This is a genomic window from Bacillus horti (assembly GCF_030813115.1).
GTDB lineage: Bacteria > Bacillota > Bacilli > Caldalkalibacillales > JCM-10596 > Bacillus_CH > Bacillus_CH horti.
The window spans coordinates 66,392-85,085 of record NZ_JAUSTY010000001.1; the positions used below are offsets into that span (position 1 = coordinate 66,392).

General features: G+C 39.6%; 19 protein-coding genes. 2 read left to right on the forward strand and 17 right to left on the reverse strand.

Features of this window, described 5'->3' with window-relative positions; translation table 11 throughout:
- Positions 1 to 6: 6 nt before the first annotated feature.
- The 11 genes from pstB to J2S11_RS00390 all read right to left on the reverse strand — a co-directional run bounded on the left by pstB (position 7) and on the right by J2S11_RS00390 (position 11,338).
- Positions 7 to 765 (reverse strand): phosphate ABC transporter ATP-binding protein PstB, encoded by a 759-nt coding sequence (gene pstB / locus J2S11_RS00340; RefSeq protein ID WP_307389382.1) that lies wholly within the window; start codon positions 763 to 765, stop codon positions 7 to 9.
- Positions 766 to 810: 45 nt separating this feature from the next.
- Positions 811 to 1,695: a phosphate ABC transporter permease PstA gene (gene pstA, locus J2S11_RS00345; RefSeq protein WP_307389384.1), complete on the reverse strand. Its 885-nt coding sequence runs from the start codon at positions 1,693 to 1,695 to the stop codon at positions 811 to 813.
- Positions 1,692 to 2,615 (reverse strand): phosphate ABC transporter permease subunit PstC, encoded by a 924-nt coding sequence (gene pstC / locus J2S11_RS00350; protein WP_472924658.1) that lies wholly within the window; start codon positions 2,613 to 2,615, stop codon positions 1,692 to 1,694. Before pstC ends, pstA begins: the two co-directional genes overlap by 4 nt.
- Before the next feature lie 117 nt (positions 2,616 to 2,732).
- Positions 2,733 to 3,698, reverse strand: coding sequence for a phosphate ABC transporter substrate-binding protein (locus tag J2S11_RS00355; protein WP_307390199.1), 966 nt, complete (start codon positions 3,696 to 3,698; stop codon positions 2,733 to 2,735).
- Positions 3,699 to 3,919: 221 nt separating this feature from the next.
- The gene (gene pnpS / locus J2S11_RS00360) at positions 3,920 to 5,326 is read right to left on the reverse strand and encodes a two-component system histidine kinase PnpS (protein WP_307389387.1); all 1,407 of its coding nucleotides are present in this window, start codon (positions 5,324 to 5,326) and stop codon (positions 3,920 to 3,922) included.
- Complete coding sequence (locus J2S11_RS00365; RefSeq protein WP_307389389.1) at positions 5,319 to 6,011, reverse strand: response regulator transcription factor; 693 nt, start codon at positions 6,009 to 6,011, stop codon at positions 5,319 to 5,321. The genes pnpS and J2S11_RS00365 overlap by 8 nt, the downstream gene beginning before the upstream one ends.
- 375 nt (positions 6,012 to 6,386) lie before the next feature.
- The gene (locus tag J2S11_RS00370) at positions 6,387 to 6,863 is read right to left on the reverse strand and encodes a hotdog family protein (RefSeq protein WP_307389391.1); all 477 of its coding nucleotides are present in this window, start codon (positions 6,861 to 6,863) and stop codon (positions 6,387 to 6,389) included.
- A 381-nt stretch (positions 6,864 to 7,244) separates the two neighbouring features.
- Complete coding sequence (mdh, locus tag J2S11_RS00375; RefSeq protein ID WP_307389394.1) at positions 7,245 to 8,183, reverse strand: malate dehydrogenase; 939 nt, start codon at positions 8,181 to 8,183, stop codon at positions 7,245 to 7,247.
- A 64-nt stretch (positions 8,184 to 8,247) separates the two neighbouring features.
- Positions 8,248 to 9,546, reverse strand: coding sequence for an NADP-dependent isocitrate dehydrogenase (icd, locus tag J2S11_RS00380; RefSeq protein ID WP_307389396.1), 1,299 nt, complete (start codon positions 9,544 to 9,546; stop codon positions 8,248 to 8,250).
- Positions 9,547 to 9,675: 129 nt separating this feature from the next.
- The gene (gene citZ / locus J2S11_RS00385; protein WP_307389398.1) at positions 9,676 to 10,788 is read right to left on the reverse strand and encodes a citrate synthase; all 1,113 of its coding nucleotides are present in this window, start codon (positions 10,786 to 10,788) and stop codon (positions 9,676 to 9,678) included.
- A gap of 91 nt (positions 10,789 to 10,879) precedes the next feature.
- Positions 10,880 to 11,338 carry a DUF441 domain-containing protein gene (locus J2S11_RS00390; protein WP_307389400.1) on the reverse strand — a complete coding sequence of 153 codons (459 nt, stop codon included), beginning with the start codon at positions 11,336 to 11,338 and terminating at the stop codon, positions 10,880 to 10,882.
- Positions 11,339 to 11,542: 204 nt separating this feature from the next.
- Between J2S11_RS00390 and ytvI the strand changes: the two genes are divergently transcribed.
- Together ytvI and J2S11_RS00400 are read left to right on the forward strand one after the other, a co-directional pair.
- Positions 11,543 to 12,661, forward strand: a complete 1,119-nt coding sequence (gene ytvI, locus J2S11_RS00395; protein WP_307389402.1) for a sporulation integral membrane protein YtvI — start codon at positions 11,543 to 11,545, stop codon at positions 12,659 to 12,661.
- Between the two features lie 109 nt (positions 12,662 to 12,770).
- Positions 12,771 to 13,082: a thioredoxin family protein gene (locus tag J2S11_RS00400; RefSeq protein WP_307389403.1), complete on the forward strand. Its 312-nt coding sequence runs from the start codon at positions 12,771 to 12,773 to the stop codon at positions 13,080 to 13,082.
- 84 nt (positions 13,083 to 13,166) lie between these two features.
- On the opposite strand, the gene J2S11_RS00405 is transcribed toward J2S11_RS00400, so the two are convergent.
- From J2S11_RS00405 to accD, 6 genes are all read right to left on the reverse strand, one after another.
- On the reverse strand, positions 13,167 to 13,562 hold the full coding sequence (locus J2S11_RS00405) for an FxsA family protein (RefSeq protein WP_307389406.1): 396 nt from the start codon (positions 13,560 to 13,562) through the stop codon (positions 13,167 to 13,169).
- On the reverse strand, positions 13,555 to 13,977 hold the full coding sequence (locus tag J2S11_RS00410) for an acyl-CoA thioesterase (RefSeq protein ID WP_307389408.1): 423 nt from the start codon (positions 13,975 to 13,977) through the stop codon (positions 13,555 to 13,557). The genes J2S11_RS00405 and J2S11_RS00410 overlap by 8 nt, the downstream gene beginning before the upstream one ends.
- Before the next feature lie 36 nt (positions 13,978 to 14,013).
- On the reverse strand, positions 14,014 to 15,771 hold the full coding sequence (gene pyk, locus J2S11_RS00415) for a pyruvate kinase (protein WP_307389410.1): 1,758 nt from the start codon (positions 15,769 to 15,771) through the stop codon (positions 14,014 to 14,016).
- A gap of 62 nt (positions 15,772 to 15,833) precedes the next feature.
- Positions 15,834 to 16,793: a 6-phosphofructokinase gene (gene pfkA, locus J2S11_RS00420; protein ID WP_307389415.1), complete on the reverse strand. Its 960-nt coding sequence runs from the start codon at positions 16,791 to 16,793 to the stop codon at positions 15,834 to 15,836.
- Between the two features lie 75 nt (positions 16,794 to 16,868).
- The gene (gene accA, locus J2S11_RS00425; protein WP_307389418.1) at positions 16,869 to 17,828 is read right to left on the reverse strand and encodes an acetyl-CoA carboxylase carboxyl transferase subunit alpha; all 960 of its coding nucleotides are present in this window, start codon (positions 17,826 to 17,828) and stop codon (positions 16,869 to 16,871) included.
- A gap of 17 nt (positions 17,829 to 17,845) precedes the next feature.
- A complete protein-coding gene (gene accD, locus J2S11_RS00430) occupies positions 17,846 to 18,691 on the reverse strand; it encodes an acetyl-CoA carboxylase, carboxyltransferase subunit beta (RefSeq protein ID WP_307389421.1) in 846 nt (281 codons plus the stop codon).
- Positions 18,692 to 18,694 lie beyond the last annotated feature (3 nt).

Genomic DNA, 18,694 nt, shown 5'->3' on the forward strand with positions numbered 1-18,694 from the left:
CCTTCTTTAACCGAATCTACCTGTCACATAATCCTCAGTCTGCTGCTGCTTTGGAGTCGTGAAAATTTGGTTCGTGTCTCCATGCTCAACGACCTCTCCTACATAGAAAAACGCAGTAGAATCAGAAATACGTGCAGCCTGCTGCATATTATGGGTAACAATAATTAAAGTATACTCCTTCTTCAATTCAACAATTAGTTCTTCAATTTTCCCTGTTGAGATCGGATCCAACGCTGAAGCTGGTTCATCCAGTAAAAGGATCTCGGGGCTCATTGATAGGGCTCTAGCAATACATAAACGTTGCTGTTGACCACCAGAAAGAGCAAGAGCTGATCGGTGTATGCGGTCTTTAACCTCATCCCATAGAGCGGCCTTACGTAAGCTTTCCTCAACAATTTCATTAAGCTTTGCCTTACTTGATACACCGTGATGCCTTGGACCATAAGCTACGTTTTCAAAAATAGATTTTGAAAATGGGTTTGGACGTTGGAACACCATGCCTATCCTTTTTCTTAACTGTCCTACATTCACTTTTTGTTCATTGATATTGTTTCCATCTAAAAGGATTTGACCCTCAACTTTAGCGTTTGGAATCAAATCATTCATTCTATTTAAACAGCGAAGGTATGTTGATTTTCCACATCCTGATGGTCCGATTAATGCTGTAACAGTGTTTCTTGGAAAGGAAAGATCTACCCCTTTAATTGCATGATTTTGCCCGTAATAAACATTTAAGCTCTCTGTTGCTAATTTAGACTGACTCATTTTGCTCCCCCTATACAATTAGGATAATAAGGATGAAACATTAGATTAGGATGATGTTAGACGCTTATGGATCCATTTTCCTAACCATCTTGCTCCCAAATTAAAGACAAGGACAGCTAGAACAAGGAGTGCAGAAGCACCATTCGCTATTTCTCTTGCGTCTGGAATCAGTCCCTCACTATTAATTTTCCAAATATGAACCGATAACGTCGATCCGGATCTAAATATATTTAGAGGAGAAGTGAGTTCAAAAGGGTTCCAATTTGTAAAATCTAAGGACGGTGAGCTCATTCCTGATGTATATAGTAAAGCAGCTGCCTCTCCAAAAATTCTCCCTGACGCTAAGATCGTCCCGGTAATAATTCCTGGTAGTGCGGCTGGCAATAAAACCGACCAGATCGTTTCCCATTTGGTTACACCTAACGCAAGACTAGCCTCTGTCTGATCCTTAGGTACCGCCTCTAAAGCCTGCTCTGTCACCCTTACAATTAAAGGTAGATTAAAGATAGCTAAAGCCATGGCTCCACCGATAATTGTATATCCCCAACCTGTCATATTAACAAATAGCATGAGACCAAATAAACCGACCACAATGGATGGAATCGATGAAAGAACCTCAATCGTTGTTCTAAGAAAATCAGTTACAGAATTTTTAGGTGCGTATTGTGACATATAAATCCCTGCTCCTACTCCAACAGGAACAACCATCAGGAGAGTGAGAATTAGGATATAGAAGGAATTGAATAATTGCGGTGCAACCCCTCCACCTGCTCTCATAAATTCAGGGGCTGACGTAAGAAAGCTCCAGCTCAAGTTTGGAATCCCTTTAACAAAGATATAACCTAACAATCCGACTAATATCCCTACAATTGTTATAGCAATCAAATAAAAGAAAACGGTAGCGACCCGGTCTATTTGCTTGGCCCTCATGAATACTGCCTCCTTTTACCCAAAAAGCGAATGAGAATAATAAAGAAATATGTCATAAATAACAAGATAAGTCCCAATGACCAAAGTGCATTGTTTTCAACTGATCCAAAGACGGTGTTCCCCATATTTAAAGTAATAATACTTGTTAGAGTTCCCGCAGGATCAAAAAGGCTAGATGGAATACTTGTTACATTCCCGATTACCATCTGTACAGCTAAGGCCTCACCAAAAGCTCTAGCCATCCCTAAAATAACGGCAGTAAGTAAGCCTGGTAGAGCTGTCTTCAGTAGGATTTTATATATCGTTTGAAATCTAGTAGCCCCTAAAGCATAAGAAGCCTCTCTTAGCTCTCTTGGCAATGCTCGCAAAGCATCTGCTGATAAGCTCGTAATTGTAGGTAGAATCATAACTGATAGGACAATAGAGCCCGCAAGGATACTAAAGCCTGTACCCGGAAAATTATTTCGAATAAACGGTACTAATAAGGTTAACCCAATAAATCCATAAACAACGGATGGAATTCCTACTAATAATTCAATAACCGGCTGTAGGATTCGTTGCCCGAATTTAGGCGCGATTTCTGTCATAAATACAGCTGCTCCGATTCCTAATGGAGCACTAATTATAGCAGCCAAAATCGTTACGTAAAACGAGGATGTGATAAACCCTAAAGCTCCGAAGCTTGGTGGATTCGTATAGCCTGACCAAGTTGTGGTCGTAAAGAATTGCCCTAAGGAAACACCATTAACTAAAAAGGTACTTATCCCTCTATAACTAATAAAAATAGTAATGGATAAAATTAATACTAAAAGAATCGCAGCACACACTAGTGTGGCGTATTTACCAAAACCTTCTTTAAAGCGTTGCTTTATCGGGAAATAATTTAAATCTTGATTTGTTGAAATAGTAGGTTTGGACAATCAAATTCACTCCTTTACGAAAACAGCATGAAAGGGAAAACCTATACATGGATAGGCTTCCCCTGAAGTTATATATCTGATCCTAATTTGATCTGTTTTTCAATGATTCAAAAGGAATTATTTATCTGATACATTTCCTTCTGCGTCACGCTCAATTTGCATTGTGCTTTCAGCAATATAACCTTGCTCTTGAATGATTGAAACAACAGCATCAGAGCTCATGTAATCTAAGAATGCTTTCGCTAATCCATCTGGCTCACCTTTTGTATACATGTGCATATATGCCCAAACTGGATATGTTCCGTTTGCCACGTTCTCATCTGTTTGTTCTACGCCATCTAATTTAAGTGGTAATACTGAATCATTGTAGTAAGAGAAAGCTAGGTATCCAATAGCACCAGGTGTTTCAGAAATAATCTGTCTAACAGTACCTGAAGAATCTTGAGTGATTCCTTCAGCTTCTTGGTTTTCATTTAAAGCAAATTTATAGAATGTTGCACGAGTACCAGAGCTTTCAGGACGGTTAACTAATGTAATGTCAACGTCTGCTCCACCAATCTCGCTCCAATTCGTGATTTTTCCAGTAAAGATATCAATAAGCTCTTGTTGTGTTACGTTATCTACACCAACTTCTGGATGTGCAGTAGCTCCCATACCTACGATAGCTACACGATGATCCACTAGAGAAGCTGCGTCAATATCTTCTTTTTCTTCAGCAAAGATATCTGAGTTTCCAATATCAGCTCCACCTTGGTCTACTTGGCTAAGTCCTGTACCACTTCCTCCACCTTCAACCTGGATACGTGCATCTGGGTTAGTGCCCATAAATTCATGTGCTGCTGCTTCAACTAATGGTTGGATAGCAGATGAACCGACTGCCGTGATTGAACCAGAAACTGTAGCTTCTTCATCTTCTTCTGTGTTAGCATCTTCATTATTTTCTTGTTCTGGAGTTTCTTCATCTTGAGTTGCAGGTGGATTCTCATTACCAGTGTTGCTGTCTGAATTTCCACAAGCTGCTGCAAAAACAAGCAACAATCCTAAAAGTACTAACAATCCCATTGACTTAACGTTCTTTTTCATTAACATTAATTATTTCCCCCCAAGGAAGTTTATCTAACAAGTTCTTACATGAATAAGCATACATGCTTAGTATTAACTGCGTGTGAATCATATATTAAGAAATTGTAAAGATACCTTCCGAAGGAAATACGACATGTTATCCAGTAAGCCTTTCATAGAATTTTTTAGCCTCAAAAAAGAGCGAATGACCATCTATAATGATGTCATTCGCTCTCGAGCTTTCAATCCGTCTGTGGATCAATATGCAGAAATAGATTAAATTTGCTCCCTTGCCCCTCTTTACTACTTACTTTTATTTCTCCATGATGTGCTTCAATTAAGTGCTTAACAATAGCAAGGCCTAGTCCTGTTCCACCTGAACTTCTACTTCGGGCTTTATCAATTCGATAAAAGCGTTCAAAAATACGTGGTAGCTCTGAGGTTTTTATTCCTATTCCTGTGTCCTCCACACTCACTTTATACCCCTTGCCGTTCTTCCAGGGTTGAATAGAGATGGTGATCTTCCCCTGCTCAGGGGTATATTGAATGGCGTTACTAACTAAATTTAAAATCATTTGCTGAAAGCGATCACTATCAGCTTTAATGATATAAGCTTGGCTTAAATCATAGTCTGCTTCAATCAGGATGTGCTTTTCATCTGCTTTTTTATCTACTAGTAGAAGAACATTTTGAATAACGTTGTGGATATCTACATCCTCCCACTTTAGCTGGAATTTTCTTTGCTCAATATGGGAAAGATGCAATAGATCCTGAATAAGACGATGAAGACGATCGGATTCCAGCCTGATAATCTCAAGGAACTTTTTTAGGTGCTCCTCTGAGTACATGGCACCTTCCAGTAATGTTTCAGAAAACCCTTTAATAGAGGTAAGAGGTGTTTTTAGCTCATGAGACACGTTAGCCACAAAGTCTGCTCGAATCTTCTCTAGTTTTTTTAAATTTGTAATATCATGAAATAAGATTATTACCCCTTTAATTTTTCCTTCCACATCATTTACTGGCGCAATGGACAAATCAACCTCAATAAGATTCAGATCTGACTCTAGCGTAATATGTTGCTTAATTTCCTTGTCTTCCATCAATGTTTCTTGAATCAAGTTAATGATCTGCTTAGGGAAGGGCGCTTCATAATAAAGCACGTCATGATAATTTTCTTCCCATTGTAGTAAGTCAATTACTTTTTCATTCGTAATCTCAATCTTGCCCTTTTGATTTATAAAAAGCAATCCGCTTCCCATGTATCGTATTAATGCTCGAAAGCGATTTTCATTAATAAATTGACGCTCCGTTGTCCTTTGCAGGTGCTGAGCAAGGTTATTAGTAAAGCTAGTTAAGCCATATAGTAAGCTATCGGCCTCCACAGAGTGAACTCTCCGCCAGTAATGCCCTTCACTCAAGTCTTTAATTAATGAGCTAACCTCATTAATTGGCTTTAATGCCCTACGGACAAAATGATAAACTAAAAAACTAAGAATAACAAAAGCAGTACTAAACCCAATGAGTAGATAATTACCTCCATCAGGAACAATATGAAGTACAGTAGCCCAAATAAAATAGCCTAGAAAAAACAAAGTAAGTCCAATAATCACTATAATAGAGATGGTTAGCCTGCTGAAGAGTTTATTCACGTCTGTCTGGCCCTTCAATTTTATAGCCTAGCCCTCTTACCGTTTTAATATAATTCGCTTTAATCTTATCTCTCAAATGTGAGATATGCACGTCTACAATTCGTGTATCACCAACAAAATCATAATTCCAAATCGCATTGAGTAACTGCTCACGTGTCATTACTCTTCCTGCGTTTTTAGCCATATATACGAGCAATTCGAATTCCTTTGGTGTTAATTCAATTGGTTTTTGGTCAAAGAAAGCTTCATATTGCTCTGGATGAATTTCAAGCTGGCCAATAGCTATGACTTGGTCTGAAATCTTTTCTGTTTGACTCATATGAGTCCGTCTTAAGATCGCCTTTACCCTAGCCGTCACCTCTCTAGGACTGAAAGGTTTTGTTAGATAATCATCTGCTCCAAGCTCTAGACCTAACACTTTGTCGAATTCATCATCCTTCGCTGTTAGCATGAGGATAGGGATATGAACCTGTTCCTGCCTTAGCTTCTTGCATACGTCTATCCCACTTATTTCAGGCAACATAATATCTAATACAATTAATTCAGGGCGCTCCTCCTTGGCTAACCTTAGAGCCTCTTGACCATCATACGCCGCTACAACTCTAAAGCCAGCTTGCTCTAAATTAAACTGCAATAAGGTCACAATGGATTCTTCATCATCGACTACTAATATTTTTTGGCTCATGGTACCCCCCTACTATTTATGCCACTTTTCCTCACTTAAACTCATTAGCTCCCTTAACTACCTTATTAAATAGGGAAATAATATACTAAGCTTATCAAAGTTTTATGAAAATATGTTTGTTTTATTATTAAAAAATTGTAAAGGAAGAGTCTCAATTAGTAAATATAAAAAAAGCTTCTATCGAAGCCCTCTCGAAGAAGTCGTCTAGTTCCATCATTAGAGGAAGCTTTTGCATGCAGCCAGAATTTATAAAACTTGAAGAAATCATTGTATCAAATTTTATAAATTCTTAGACTGTAAAAAAAAGCAAGGGCTACTCGCCCCGCTTATACTGGAAAATTATCTATAAAATTCTTTAATGGTATAAATACTCATTTAGAAATTTTCAAACGCGTTTTCATGTAATGGCTTTAAAGGCAGAGGAGGTGCTACTTTAACCTTTCCTCTAAGCACGGTTCGGCTTTGCTCATCCTTGATTAGCACAGAAAATGTAACCTCATTTTGCTTAGGATGTAGAGCGATTACATCTAAATGAGTGTCAATCTTGGCATAATGATATAGAACCTCAGGAAATTCAAACTGACTAGATAACACAACACTCCCTGGACCTGGGATGTGCTTATTAATACTACTATAAACAATCCCCACAAGCATAACATGAGGTACAATAGGCTTTTGATAAGCAGTTTGAACGGCATAGTTGTGTTGAATATAAACAGGATTAGCATCATCTGACAACCCTAAGTAAATCAAAATATCTTTATCTTCAATGTTGGATTCCGTATGAAAAGAGTCTCCTACCTGAATTTGATCTACATATTGTCCTAACGCTCTCTTCTTTCCCATAAGCATTTTTGCTTCGCCCCCATTCCATTTTCATCCTACTTTTCCTCTACATTTAGCTCCTGCTATTCATTTCCTGTACTTTACTTGAAAACACTTACATATCCATATTGTTCTTGTGCTAAAAATCATACCATGATTTACGTAGATTCGCAAACCCCTCATCTCAATAAGAAAAGCTTCTATCGAAGCCCTCTCGAAGAAGTCGTCTAGTCCATCATTAGAGGAAGCTTTTCTTGCCGTCAGAAAGTATAAAATTTGAAGAAAACATGGTATCAAATTTTATACTTTCTTATACGCTAAGAAAGCGCATATGCAGAATCTCTGCATATGCGCTTTCTAGAATCAATATTACGATTCACAAAAAGTATGAATGTTTCTTATTAAAGCTTATCCCAATACCTTCATCACATTTCTTACTGAATCAGCTGATTGGTCTAGCTGCTGCTTTTCTTCAGCTGTAAGCTCAAGCTCTATTACTTTTTCAATGCCTGCACCACCAAGAATAGTTGGTACTCCTAGGTATAATCCATCGTAGCCGTATTCCCCTTCTAGGAAAGCGATGGATGGAAGAATTCTTTTCTTATCCTTCAGAATCGCCTCTACCATTTGTACGATGGAAGCTGCCGGTGCATAGTATGCACTACCGTTGCCTAGTAGGTTTACGATTTCGCCGCCACCCTTACGTGTACGATCTACAATCGCATCTAAACGATCCTTTGGAATCAGCTTTTCTAAAGGAATACCACCAGCATAGGAGTAACGAACAAGTGGTACCATGTCATCTCCATGACCACCTAAAACAAAACCAGTTACATCTTCAACCGAAACGTTCAGCTCTTGAGCAACAAAGGTACGGAAGCGCGCTGTATCAAGAACACCTGATTGACCGATAACACGATGTTTAGGGAAGCCTGATGCTTTGTAAACCGTGTATGTCATCGCATCCACAGGGTTTGTTAATACAATGATAATGCTCTCTGGAGAGTATTTCACAACTTGCTCTGTCACAGATTTCATAATCCCAGCATTTGTGTTGACCAAATCGTCACGACTCATGCCAGGCTTACGAGCAATTCCTGCTGTAATGACAACAATATCAGAATCAGCTGTATCAGCAAAGTCACTTGTCCCCACAATATTGGAGTCAAATCCCTGAACGGGGCTTGCTTCAAGCATGTCTAAAGCTTTCCCTTTTGTAGGGTTCTCCATCTGTGGAATATCTACTAGTACAACATCTCCAAGCTCTTTTTGACCAAGCATTAAAGCTGTTGTAGCTCCTGTAAAACCACTACCAATGACAGAAATTTTACGACGTTTAATAGCCACTTATTCTCTCTCCTTGTCTCATGGGGTTCCTTTTCGGGTTTCCTATTCGTGCAAGCAAAAGATCTTAAAGGTTTTTAATTAATTCATCTGCAAACTCAGAGCATTTCACTTCAGTTGCGCCATCCATCAGACGAGCGAAATCATACGTAACTACTTTAGAAGCAATTGTTTTTTCAATGGAAGCCATGATTTTATCCGCTGCTTCATCCCATCCTAAGTGACGAAGAAGTAGCTCTCCAGAAAGTAATACGGAGGATGGATTAACTTTATCTAAGCCAGCATATTTTGGAGCCGTTCCGTGAGTCGCTTCAAAAATAGCATGACCTGTTACATAGTTAATATTAGCTCCGGGAGCAATTCCAATTCCACCAACCTGTGCAGCTAAAGCGTCAGAGATATAATCTCCATTTAGGTTCATCGTAGCCACTACATCAAATTCAGCTGGTCGAGTAAGAATTTGTTGTAGGAAAATATCAGCGATAGAATCTTTAACGATGATTTTACCTGCAGCTTCTGCATCAGCCTGTGCCTTGTTCGCCGCATCTGTTCCTTGTGCTTCAACAATACGGTCATACTCTGCCCAGGTGAATACTTTATCTCCATATTCACGCTCTGCTAGCTCATAACCCCAATTCTTAAAAGCACCTTCTGTAAATTTCATAATGTTTCCTTTGTGCACTAATGTTACGCTTTTACGTTTGTGAGTAAGAGCATACTCAATAGCAGAACGAACTAATCGCTCTGTTCCTTCAACAGAAACCGGCTTGATCCCGATACCAGACGTTTCAGGGAAACGAATCTTTTTAACACCCATTTCTTCCTGTAAGAATTTTAAGATCTTCTTCACATCATCTGTACCAGATTGCCATTCTACTCCTGCATAGATATCCTCTGTGTTTTCACGGAAAATAACCATGTCAACAAGCTCAGGATGACGCACTGGAGAAGGAACTCCTTCAAAATAACGAACTGGACGTAAGCAAACATATAGGTCTAGTTCTTGACGTAATGCTACATTAAGAGAGCGAATTCCACCACCAATTGGAGTTGTTAATGGACCTTTAATGGCGATTAAATATTCACGAATAGCTGTTAACGTATCCTCTGGAAGCCAAGAATTATACGTATTGTACGCCTTTTCTCCTGCAAATACTTCATACCAAGCAATCTTTTTCTCACCGTTATATGCTTTTTCTACCGCAGCATCTAGGACTCTTGAAGCCGCTGCCCAAATGTCTGGGCCTGTCCCATCCCCTTCGATAAAAGGAACGATAGGGTTATTAGGAACTTGTAAATTTCCGTTTTGATCCACAGTGATTTTCTCACCTGAAGTAGGTAAGCTGAATTCTTTAAAATCTGGCATGATTTCTTCCCTCCATTTTGCTTAATCATATATAAATTATTTTTAAAACGATATAAAAATATCTTTACATGCACTTCAATTATATTCAATTACAGCTGATTTTCTTACGCGTCCTGCTTATAGCTTATCCTATGCGCGCTTTTCAATTGGAACATACTCTTGCTTTTGAGGTCCAACATAGTCAGCACGAGGACGAATCAGGCGATTGTTTGCATATTGCTCTAAAATATGAGCAATCCAGCCTGACGCACGTGAAACAGCAAAAATAGGTGTAAATAGATCTCTAGCTACCCCTAAGCTGTAATATACAGATGCTGAATAGAAGTCTACATTTGGCTTTAATCCTTTTTGTCCTTCTACAAGATCATGGATTTTCACGGACATTTCATACCATTTAGGCTCACCTGTAATTTGAGTTAGGCGCTTAGACATTTCTCTAAGATGCTTAGCTCTCGGATCTCCATCCTTGTACACACGGTGACCGAAGCCCATAATCTTTTCTTTATTGTTTAGAGCGTTCTGAATATATTCCTCTGCTTTTTCAGTTTCTCCGATTTCCTCTAGCATAGCCATAACCTGTTCATTAGCCCCACCGTGCAGAGGACCTTTAAGGGCACCAATCGCTGAAGTAATTCCAGAGTACATATCGGATAATGTGGCAACTGTTACACGAGCTGTAAACGTAGACGCGTTAAACTCGTGATCAGCATGTAACACTAACGCTTTATTAAAAGCATCAACAGCAATATCAGATGGACTTTCACCTGTTAACATATAAACAAAATTCGCTGCGAAGCCTAATTCAGTATTTGGACTTACAGGCTCTTTTCCTTCTCTTATTCGGGCAAAGGCGGTAACAATTGTACCAATCTTTGCTTGTAGACGAATCGCCTTTTGAAAATTAATATCCTCTGCCATGATATCTGCTTCCTGGTCATATAAGCCTAACGCAGATACGGCCGTTCTAAGCGCAGCCATTGGATGGATTCCTTTTGGATACAAGCGAATTTGATCAATTACTTCCTGTGGAATTGAAGCATTCGTAGCTAAGTCCTTCTTTAATTGATCAAGCTCACTTTGAGTGGGTAGCTTACCATGCCAAAGCAGATAAATAACCTCTTCAAAGCTAGCGTTATCAGCAAGGTCGTCGATATCGATCCCTCGATAGGTTAGTACTCCATCAATAATAGAACTAATTGATGATTCAGCAGCAACTACTCCTTCTAAGCCGCGAGAACTCACATTGCATCTCTCCTTTAATCTTGTTCAATTCTGTTATGTAGTTTATCTACATAATAGTATAATTTATTTGGTTAGGTTTGTGAATGAATGTTCAATGAAAAAATTGGACCGCTTTCATAATGAGGTAAGCTATTCCGGCACCAATTAGTGGTCCAACTGCTACGCCTTTAAGAAACGTAACGGCCAATATTGTCCCCAACACAAGAGCGATCGTTACCTGCGGATCATCCGCAAGTAACTTGACACCAAAACCACCTAAGATTGCAACAACTAGTCCTGAAAACAAGGCTACGAGGCCATAAGTAGATTTCATGGAAGACCAAAGGTCTTGTAGTGTTATATGACCAGAGGCGATCGGGACGAGGATAGCAATAGTAATGACCGTAATTCCAATATTTAGACCCTGTCCTTGTAGAAAAGGATAGACCTTCTGTCCAAAACCTAACCAATTAATTATCAATAGGAATCCAACTGCTACAGTTATAGAGACGTTTTTTCCCAATAATCCGATAATCAGTAACAGTAATAAAAATCCTGTGGTTCCTGACAATGCTGTCGCTTCCTTTCGAGAAAACTCACATCTTTTATTCTAACATACTTTACTTATCATGTCTTGTAAGAGGATTCATATCCTAATCATTTGTACATAAAGCTATAAAAGGGTAAGATAATTTTAATAAGGGTACATAAAGAACATACATAGAGTTTGCAGAGCATGCTGTGTTTTAAAAGAACGTGAGTTGGGGGGATTTGATTGGGCAAAGAATTTTGGGGAGCTGTTGTTCGTTTTATTGTTGTTCTACTTGCCACAATAGGAGTTCTGCTTGGAATTTTTTATGGACTAGGTTTAGTTTATCCGTTTTTGATAGGATTGCTACTTGCTCTCCTTTACAATCCATTGGTTAACTTCCTTGAAGCTAAGCTAAAGTTTCCTAGATGGTTGGCAGTGACGATAGCGATCATTCTCTTGATTGCCATCCTAGCTACAATTGTTACCTTAGTTGTGATTGAAATCATTTCTGAAATCAATAAGCTGACCACGTCTCTACCACAATATGTAGAAAACTATTTTATACAAATACAGGAATTTTTTATGCAGGATGTGTTGGCCTTTTACGATAACTTTACGGACTTCTACAGCTCCTTAGATCCTGAGGTACGTAGAAACATAGAAGGACAAGTTGAGTCCTTTACCTCTACGTTAGTTGATTGGGTTCAAAGTCTTGTTACCACCATCATGAACGGACTTGTCGGATTCTTTAGTAAGATTCCAACGATGGCTACAGCTTTTGTCATTTCGTTGCTAGCGTCCTTTTTCATTAGTAAGGATTGGCCTAAACTTAGGGAGAAGTATAAAAATTTATTACCTACCAGTTTGCATGAACGAAGTGGTGCAGTTATTAAAGATTTACGCAAAGCTGTATTTGGTTTTGTAAAAGCACAGCTCACCTTAATTTCCATCACATTCGTCATCGTACTCATTGGATTCTTTATTCTCCGAGTTGAATACGCCTTAACCATTGCTTTGATTATTGGTCTAGTTGATTTGCTTCCTTATCTCGGGACTGGACTGATCTTTGTTCCTTGGATCATCTATCTATTTATCACGGGAGAGTACGGTATGGTTATTGGTCTATCTATTTTATATGCCATCGTACTTATCCAGCGTCAGATGATGGAGCCAAAAATTTTAGGAACAAATGTTGGATTAGATCCATTGCTTACTCTTGTTGCTTTGTTTGTCGGCTTTCAATTATTTGGACTAATTGGATTGATCATTGGTCCTGCTTCAATGGTTATCCTAGGTGCGTTACATCGAGCTGGAGTGTTTAGGGATCTGTGGACATTCATCAAAGGAAAGCCTCAAGTTTAGGTTGTTGTGGTGACAATCACTTCACTTTTTTAGAGTCATAAAATTAGACAAAACAAAGTCTACGTGGTAGATTCAGAATTAAATCCTAACGATAAAAAGAGGTGTTCTTATGCAACAAATTAAAAGCGTCGATGAATTCAAAAGCATTACTGGAGGCAGTCAAACAGCGGTCATAAAGTTTTACACAACCTGGTGTCCTGATTGTACACGTCTAGACCAATATATTGATGAAATTGTAGAGCAGCATCAAGATAAAAACTGGTATACAATGGACAGAGATGAATTTCCTGAAATTGGTGAGTCTGAAGCGGTGTTAGGTATCCCTAGTTTACTGGTATACAAGGAAGGTTTAAAGATTGGTCATCTTCGCGCAGATCGTAAGTCTCAAGAGGAAATCGAAGAATTTCTACAAAGATATTAATCGTGACCATCATATTAAAAAAGAAAGGTAAGCTTTCTCCTAGGAGATGCTTACCTTTCTTTTTTGCCTGCTGGTATAAATGACTTACCTTCTTCTTATGACAAAGAACTGCCCAGATTGAACCATCTTTGAGAGCCGGCTAACAAGCCAAGCTTTCACGATATTTCGGGTGTATGGAAGAAGCAGGAGCAAGCCTAGAATGTCTGTAAGAAAGCCAGGGGCGATAAGAAATATTCCACCAGCTAGAATACAAACCCCATCAAGTAAGGATTGACCTGGAATCTCTTTACGTGCTAATTGGATCTGAACAAGCTGTATTGTTTGAAGACCTTGTTTTTTAGCTAACCACACACCTAGCAGTCCTGTAACTAGTAGCAGCCCAAACGTATAGCCAAGTCCAATCCATTGACTAACTAGAACAAGTCCAACTATCTCAAGAGCTGTGACAATGATAAGCAAAATAAGTAGCTTTCTAATCATCGCTATTCTCTTCCAAAACGTCTGTCATAAGCTGGTGTAGCTCTAGAGATACATGTTTTAACCGAACAGGCTTCAAGCTCTTGGTTGTCCAGCAGTGTTTAGTTACCCCTGTAACTAGCACATCTTCTTCTCTTTTGACGGTATAATGAAAAGTCATCCTAATGCCCGTATAAGAAATTAACTTTGTGTCAATGGTGATTAAATCATCATATAACGCTGGTTTATGATAGGATAGGGAAACATCCGTTACTGGTAGCAAAAGTCCTGATTCCTCTACTGCTCTGTAGCCAGGGCCAAAATGACGGAGCATATCTGTTCTCCCTACTTCAAACCAAGTTAAATAATTCCCATGGTGGACGACTCCCATTTGATCCGTTTCTTTATAGCGAACTCTAATTTCTGAGTGATGTCCCATTGTTTCATCAACACCTAGCTTTGTATTTAATGAATGTTACAATACCTTGGCATGTCCTACATAAATATGACCACGAATAGAGTCAACTGTTATTTCATCTCCATCTTTAAATTGGTCTGTTGCGTTCTCAACTCCAACGATAATAGGAACCTCTAAGCTCAGTCCCACTACTGCTGCATGAGACGTTAAACCAGCTTCTTCAGTTACCACAGCAATAGCTTGCTCAAAGCACCCAATCATATCCTTATCCGTTGCCGTAGTCACTAAAATTTTCCCTTCACAGCCTTTTTCGATAGCTTCCTGTGGAGTTTTAGCTACAACTACTTTCCCTGATACAGCCGTTTTGCCTACACCTTGTCCTTTTGCGACAATGTCTCCTACCACATGAATCTTCATCATATTTGTTGTACCTGTTTCACGAACAGGAACACCAGCTGTAATAACGAGTAAATCACCGTGTTTGATCAGCTTAGATTGTACAGCTGAATCCACAGAGATATCAAGCATTTCATCAGTTGATGCAGCATTCTTTGCTAGGAGAGGGTATACTCCCCAAACTAAGGAAAGCTTTCTTTGCACCTGTTCATGCGGAGTTACAGCAATAATTGGAGCTTTCGGACGGTACTTTGATACCATTCTTGCTGTATATCCACTTTCAGTAGGAGTTAATACAGCTGCTGCCTTTAAGTCTAATGCAGCGTTACACACGGATTGGCTAATGGAGTCCGTAATCGTTGCTTGACGTCCACTACAACGCTGATCTAACCATTCTTTATACTGAATAGCTTCTTCTGTTCTTTCTGCAATTTTAGCCATTGTCGTAATGGATTCTAATGGATATTTTCCAGCAGCCGTCTCTCCGGATAACATAACCGCATCCGTACCATCAAAGATAGCGTTGGCCACATCTCCAACCTCGGCTCTGGTTGGTCTAGGATTCCGTTGCATGGAATCTAGCATTTGAGTCGCCGTAATAACAGGCTTCCCTAGCTCATTACATTTACGAATCATCATTTTCTGCATGATAGGCACTTCTTCTGCTGGTACTTCAACCCCTAAATCTCCACGGGCTACCATGACACCATCAGCTACTTGTAGAATCTCATCAATGTTGTCTACGCCTTCTTGATTTTCAATCTTAGCGATAATTTGTACATGATCCTGACCATGCTCCTCTAAAATCTTACGGATCTCTAGAATGTCGCTTCCTTTTCGAACAAAGGATGCAGCTATATAATCAATCCCATGCTCCAATCCAAAACGAATGTCAGCAGCATCTTTTTCTGTGATGCCAGGCAGCTTTATAGATACACCAGGAACGTTAACTCCTTTTCTGCTTTTAAGCTGCCCACCGTTTAAAATAGTTGTGTGTAGATTTGCTCCTTGAATACTCGTAACCTCAACCTCAATTAGACCATCGTCTATTAAAATCCGGCTTCCAACCTGTACGTCGTGAACAAGCCCCTCATAGCTCACTGATATTTTCTCTTCTGTACCCTCAATTTGCTCAGTAGAAATGATTAAAGAATTCCCCTCTACTAGCTCAATCGGTTCATTCTTTAGCACACCGGTACGAATCTCTGGGCCCTTAGTATCTAAAAGAAGAGCGAAGTTTTTACCTGCTAGCTTAGCTGCTTCCTTAATATTATTAATTCGATTTAGATGTTCTTGATGATCTCCATGTGAAAAATTAAGACGTGTTACATTCAATCCAGCTTCAAACAGTTTTTTTAACATATCCACAGATTCACTAGCTGGACCAATTGTGGCAACAATTTTGGTTTTTCTCATCATCCAAGCTCCTTTTCGTTTCTTCTATCTATTTTTTTATATTTAATCCATATACCAGCCTTTGACTAGATGGATAGTTCCTTAGCTAATTTATATATAGATAAATCAACAAAGTGCTTCTGAGCAAGTGCTTCTGAAATAGGTGTGGCTACTAAGCTGTTATTCTGTATGCCTACCATTTTCCCCTTTTCTCCCTGTAGCAAAAGCTCAACAGCAAAGGAGCCTAAGCGACTAGCAAGAACTCGATCGGCAGCTGTTGGGGAGCCTCCACGCTGAATATGCCCTAATACAGTTACTCTGCATTCAAGGCCGGTTTTCTCTGTAATTTCTTCCCCAATCTTCAAACCACCGCTAGAGCCCTCAGCTACCACAATAATACTATGCTTCTTCCCTCTTTCAAAACCTCTCTGTAATCGGTTTACTACGTCATCAATGGAATATTCAACCTCTGGAATCAGGATCGTTTCAGCTCCGTCTGCCAGACCCGAGTATAGCGCTAAATCCCCCGCATCGCGCCCCATGACCTCAATGACGAATGTTCTTTCATGACTAGTAGCCGTATCACGAATTTTATCGATTGCCTCAATGACTGTATTCAAAGCTGTATCGAAGCCAATCGTATAATCAGTACAAGGGATGTCATTATCAATAGTTCCTGGAACACCAATAGCAGCAATTCCTTTTTGACTAAGCTTTTCTGCTCCACGGAAAGAGCCGTCCCCACCAATAACTACAAGCCCGTCGATGCCGTGCTGCTTTAAATTCTCTACCGCCTTTAGCTGCCCTTCATCTGTTTTGAACTCCTCGCTACGTGCCGTTCCTAGAATCGTTCCACCTCTGTGGATAATGTCTCCAACTGAGCCTAAGTCTAATTCTTTTATGTTGTTGTTCATTAGACCTTGGTATCCATGATAAATACCAAATACTTCTAGCTCATGAAACATCGATTTTCTGACTACAGCTCGGATAGCTGCGTTCATCCCTGGAGAATCCCCTCCGCTAGTTAAAACCCCTATTCTTTTCACTGTATGTCCTCCCCTCTGGTACGAAAATGCTCCTGAAACTCTTTTCTTCAGAAGCATTTCTCAAACCATTTCACCTTATTTTTTATATGTGAAATTGCCGATCTTCTTAAATTTTTGATAACGGGATTCAACCAGTTCATCTGCATTCTGCTTCTTCAAATCTTCTAAAGCCGCTTGAATGGTTTCTTTAATGGCTGCAGCCTGTTCATCCAAATTAAGGTGTGCCCCACCTCTAGGTTCAGCAATTACACCTTCTATAATACCCATCTGATGCAAATCAGGGGCTGTGATTTTCATTGCCTCCGCCGCACGCTGTGCTTGGGAAGCATCCTTCCATATAATAGCAGCTGCTCCCTCTGGTGAAATGGTGGAGTATACGGCATTTTCTAACATGTATATATGATTGCCTACACTAATCGCTAATGCGCCTCCGCTTCCTCCTTCACCGATAATAATACAGATAATAGGAACCTCAAAGCCTGCCATCTCTCTTAGATTTCTAGCGATTGCTTCACTTTGTCCTCTTTCCTCAGCAGCAATCCCAGGATAAGCTCCTGGTGTATCAATGAAACAAATAATAGGTCTACCAAACTTATTTGCTTGCTGCATGGCCCTTAAGGCTTTACGATAGCCCTCTGGATGAGGCATTCCAAAATTTCTTCTGATGTTTTCCTTCGTATCTTTTCCCTTTTGATGACCAATTACGGTAATCGGCTGACCATCAAGCATACATATTCCCGTTACAATAGCCGCATCGTCACCATATTGCCGATCTCCATGGACTTCAATAAAGGACTGAAAAATACGTTGGACATAGTCCAAAGTTGTTGGCCTTTGAGGATGTCTAGCTATCTGTAAGCGTTGCATAGGCGTAAGATGACCATAAATTTCTTCAGACAGCCTGACTGCTTTTTCCTCTAAGCGTTTTATTTCCTCAGAAAAGTCTATGTCCTTCTCGGAAGTAAAACTTCTTAATTCATTTATTTTATTTTGTAGTTCAACCAAGGGACGTTCAAAAGGTAATTCACCTGGCACGCCACTTCACCTCCAAACTAGGTCGAATGAATCTCTAAAATAGTGCCTAACTGATCACGAAGCTCTTTTCTCTCAACAATCATATCAAGCTGACCATGCTTCAATTGAAACTCAGCCGTTTGAAAATCCTCAGGGAGCTTTTGGCGAATCGTTTGTTCAATAACACGCCTTCCAGCGAACCCTATTAAAGCTCCTGGCTCAGCTATATTATAATCACCTAAAGAGGCGAAGCTAGCAGAAACTCCACCATATGTAGGATGTGTCAGAATAGAGATAAACAGTCCCTTTTCCTTATCTAATTTAGAAAGAGCTGCACTTGTTTTCGCCATTTGCATCAGGCTTAGGATTCCCTCCTGCATTCTAGCTCCACCAGAGGCGGAAAAAAGTAGGAAAGGAATCTTTTTTTCAATAGCCTGCTCAATCGCGTTTGTTATTTTTTCCCCTACAACTGAACCCATACTAGCCATGATAAAGCGAGAATCCATCACACCAACAACAACGGGATGCCCTTTAATTTTCCCTTCACAGGTAATAATGGCTTCATTTAAGCCAGTTTTTTTCGTAGTAGCCGCTAAACGATCAGCATAATCTGGAAATCCAAGTGGGTCAACAGAAATCATGTCGGCATCAATTTCCTGATACTCGCCTCCGTCCAGCAATATGGCTAAGCGTTCAGCCGCTGAAAGCGGAAAATGGAACTGACAGGTTGAGCAAACGTGTAGGTTTTTAGTTAGCTCCTTCGTATAAAGAATGCTTCCACATTGCTTACATTTCACCATAAGCCCTTCAGGAATTTCCTTTTTCGCTTGCTCCGAAGGTATTGTTGCATATTTTCTTTTTTTCCCAAACAGATCCTTTAACACGTA

Bases quoted from the DNA above. Each gene is read 5' to 3' on its own strand.
- J2S11_RS00405 (WP_307389406.1), bottom strand. From the start codon at position 13,562: ATGATTAGAAAGCTACTTATTTTGCTTATCATTGTCACAGCTCTTGAG.
- J2S11_RS00400 (WP_307389403.1), top strand. From the start codon at position 12,771: ATGCAACAAATTAAAAGCGTCGATGAATTCAAAAGCATTACTGGAGGC.
- icd (WP_307389396.1), bottom strand. From the start codon at position 9,546: ATGCCAGATTTTAAAGAATTCAGCTTACCTACTTCAGGTGAGAAAATC.
- pstA (WP_307389384.1), bottom strand. From the start codon at position 1,695: ATGAGGGCCAAGCAAATAGACCGGGTCGCTACCGTTTTCTTTTATTTG.
- J2S11_RS00410 (WP_307389408.1), bottom strand. From the start codon at position 13,977: ATGGGACATCACTCAGAAATTAGAGTTCGCTATAAAGAAACGGATCAA.
- J2S11_RS00370 (WP_307389391.1), bottom strand. From the start codon at position 6,863: ATGCTTATGGGAAAGAAGAGAGCGTTAGGACAATATGTAGATCAAATT.
- pyk (WP_307389410.1), bottom strand. From the start codon at position 15,771: ATGATGAGAAAAACCAAAATTGTTGCCACAATTGGTCCAGCTAGTGAA.
- J2S11_RS00365 (WP_307389389.1), bottom strand. From the start codon at position 6,011: ATGAGCCAAAAAATATTAGTAGTCGATGATGAAGAATCCATTGTGACC.
- J2S11_RS00355 (WP_307390199.1), bottom strand. From the start codon at position 3,698: ATGAAAAAGAACGTTAAGTCAATGGGATTGTTAGTACTTTTAGGATTG.
- pstB (WP_307389382.1), bottom strand. From the start codon at position 765: ATGAGTCAGTCTAAATTAGCAACAGAGAGCTTAAATGTTTATTACGGG.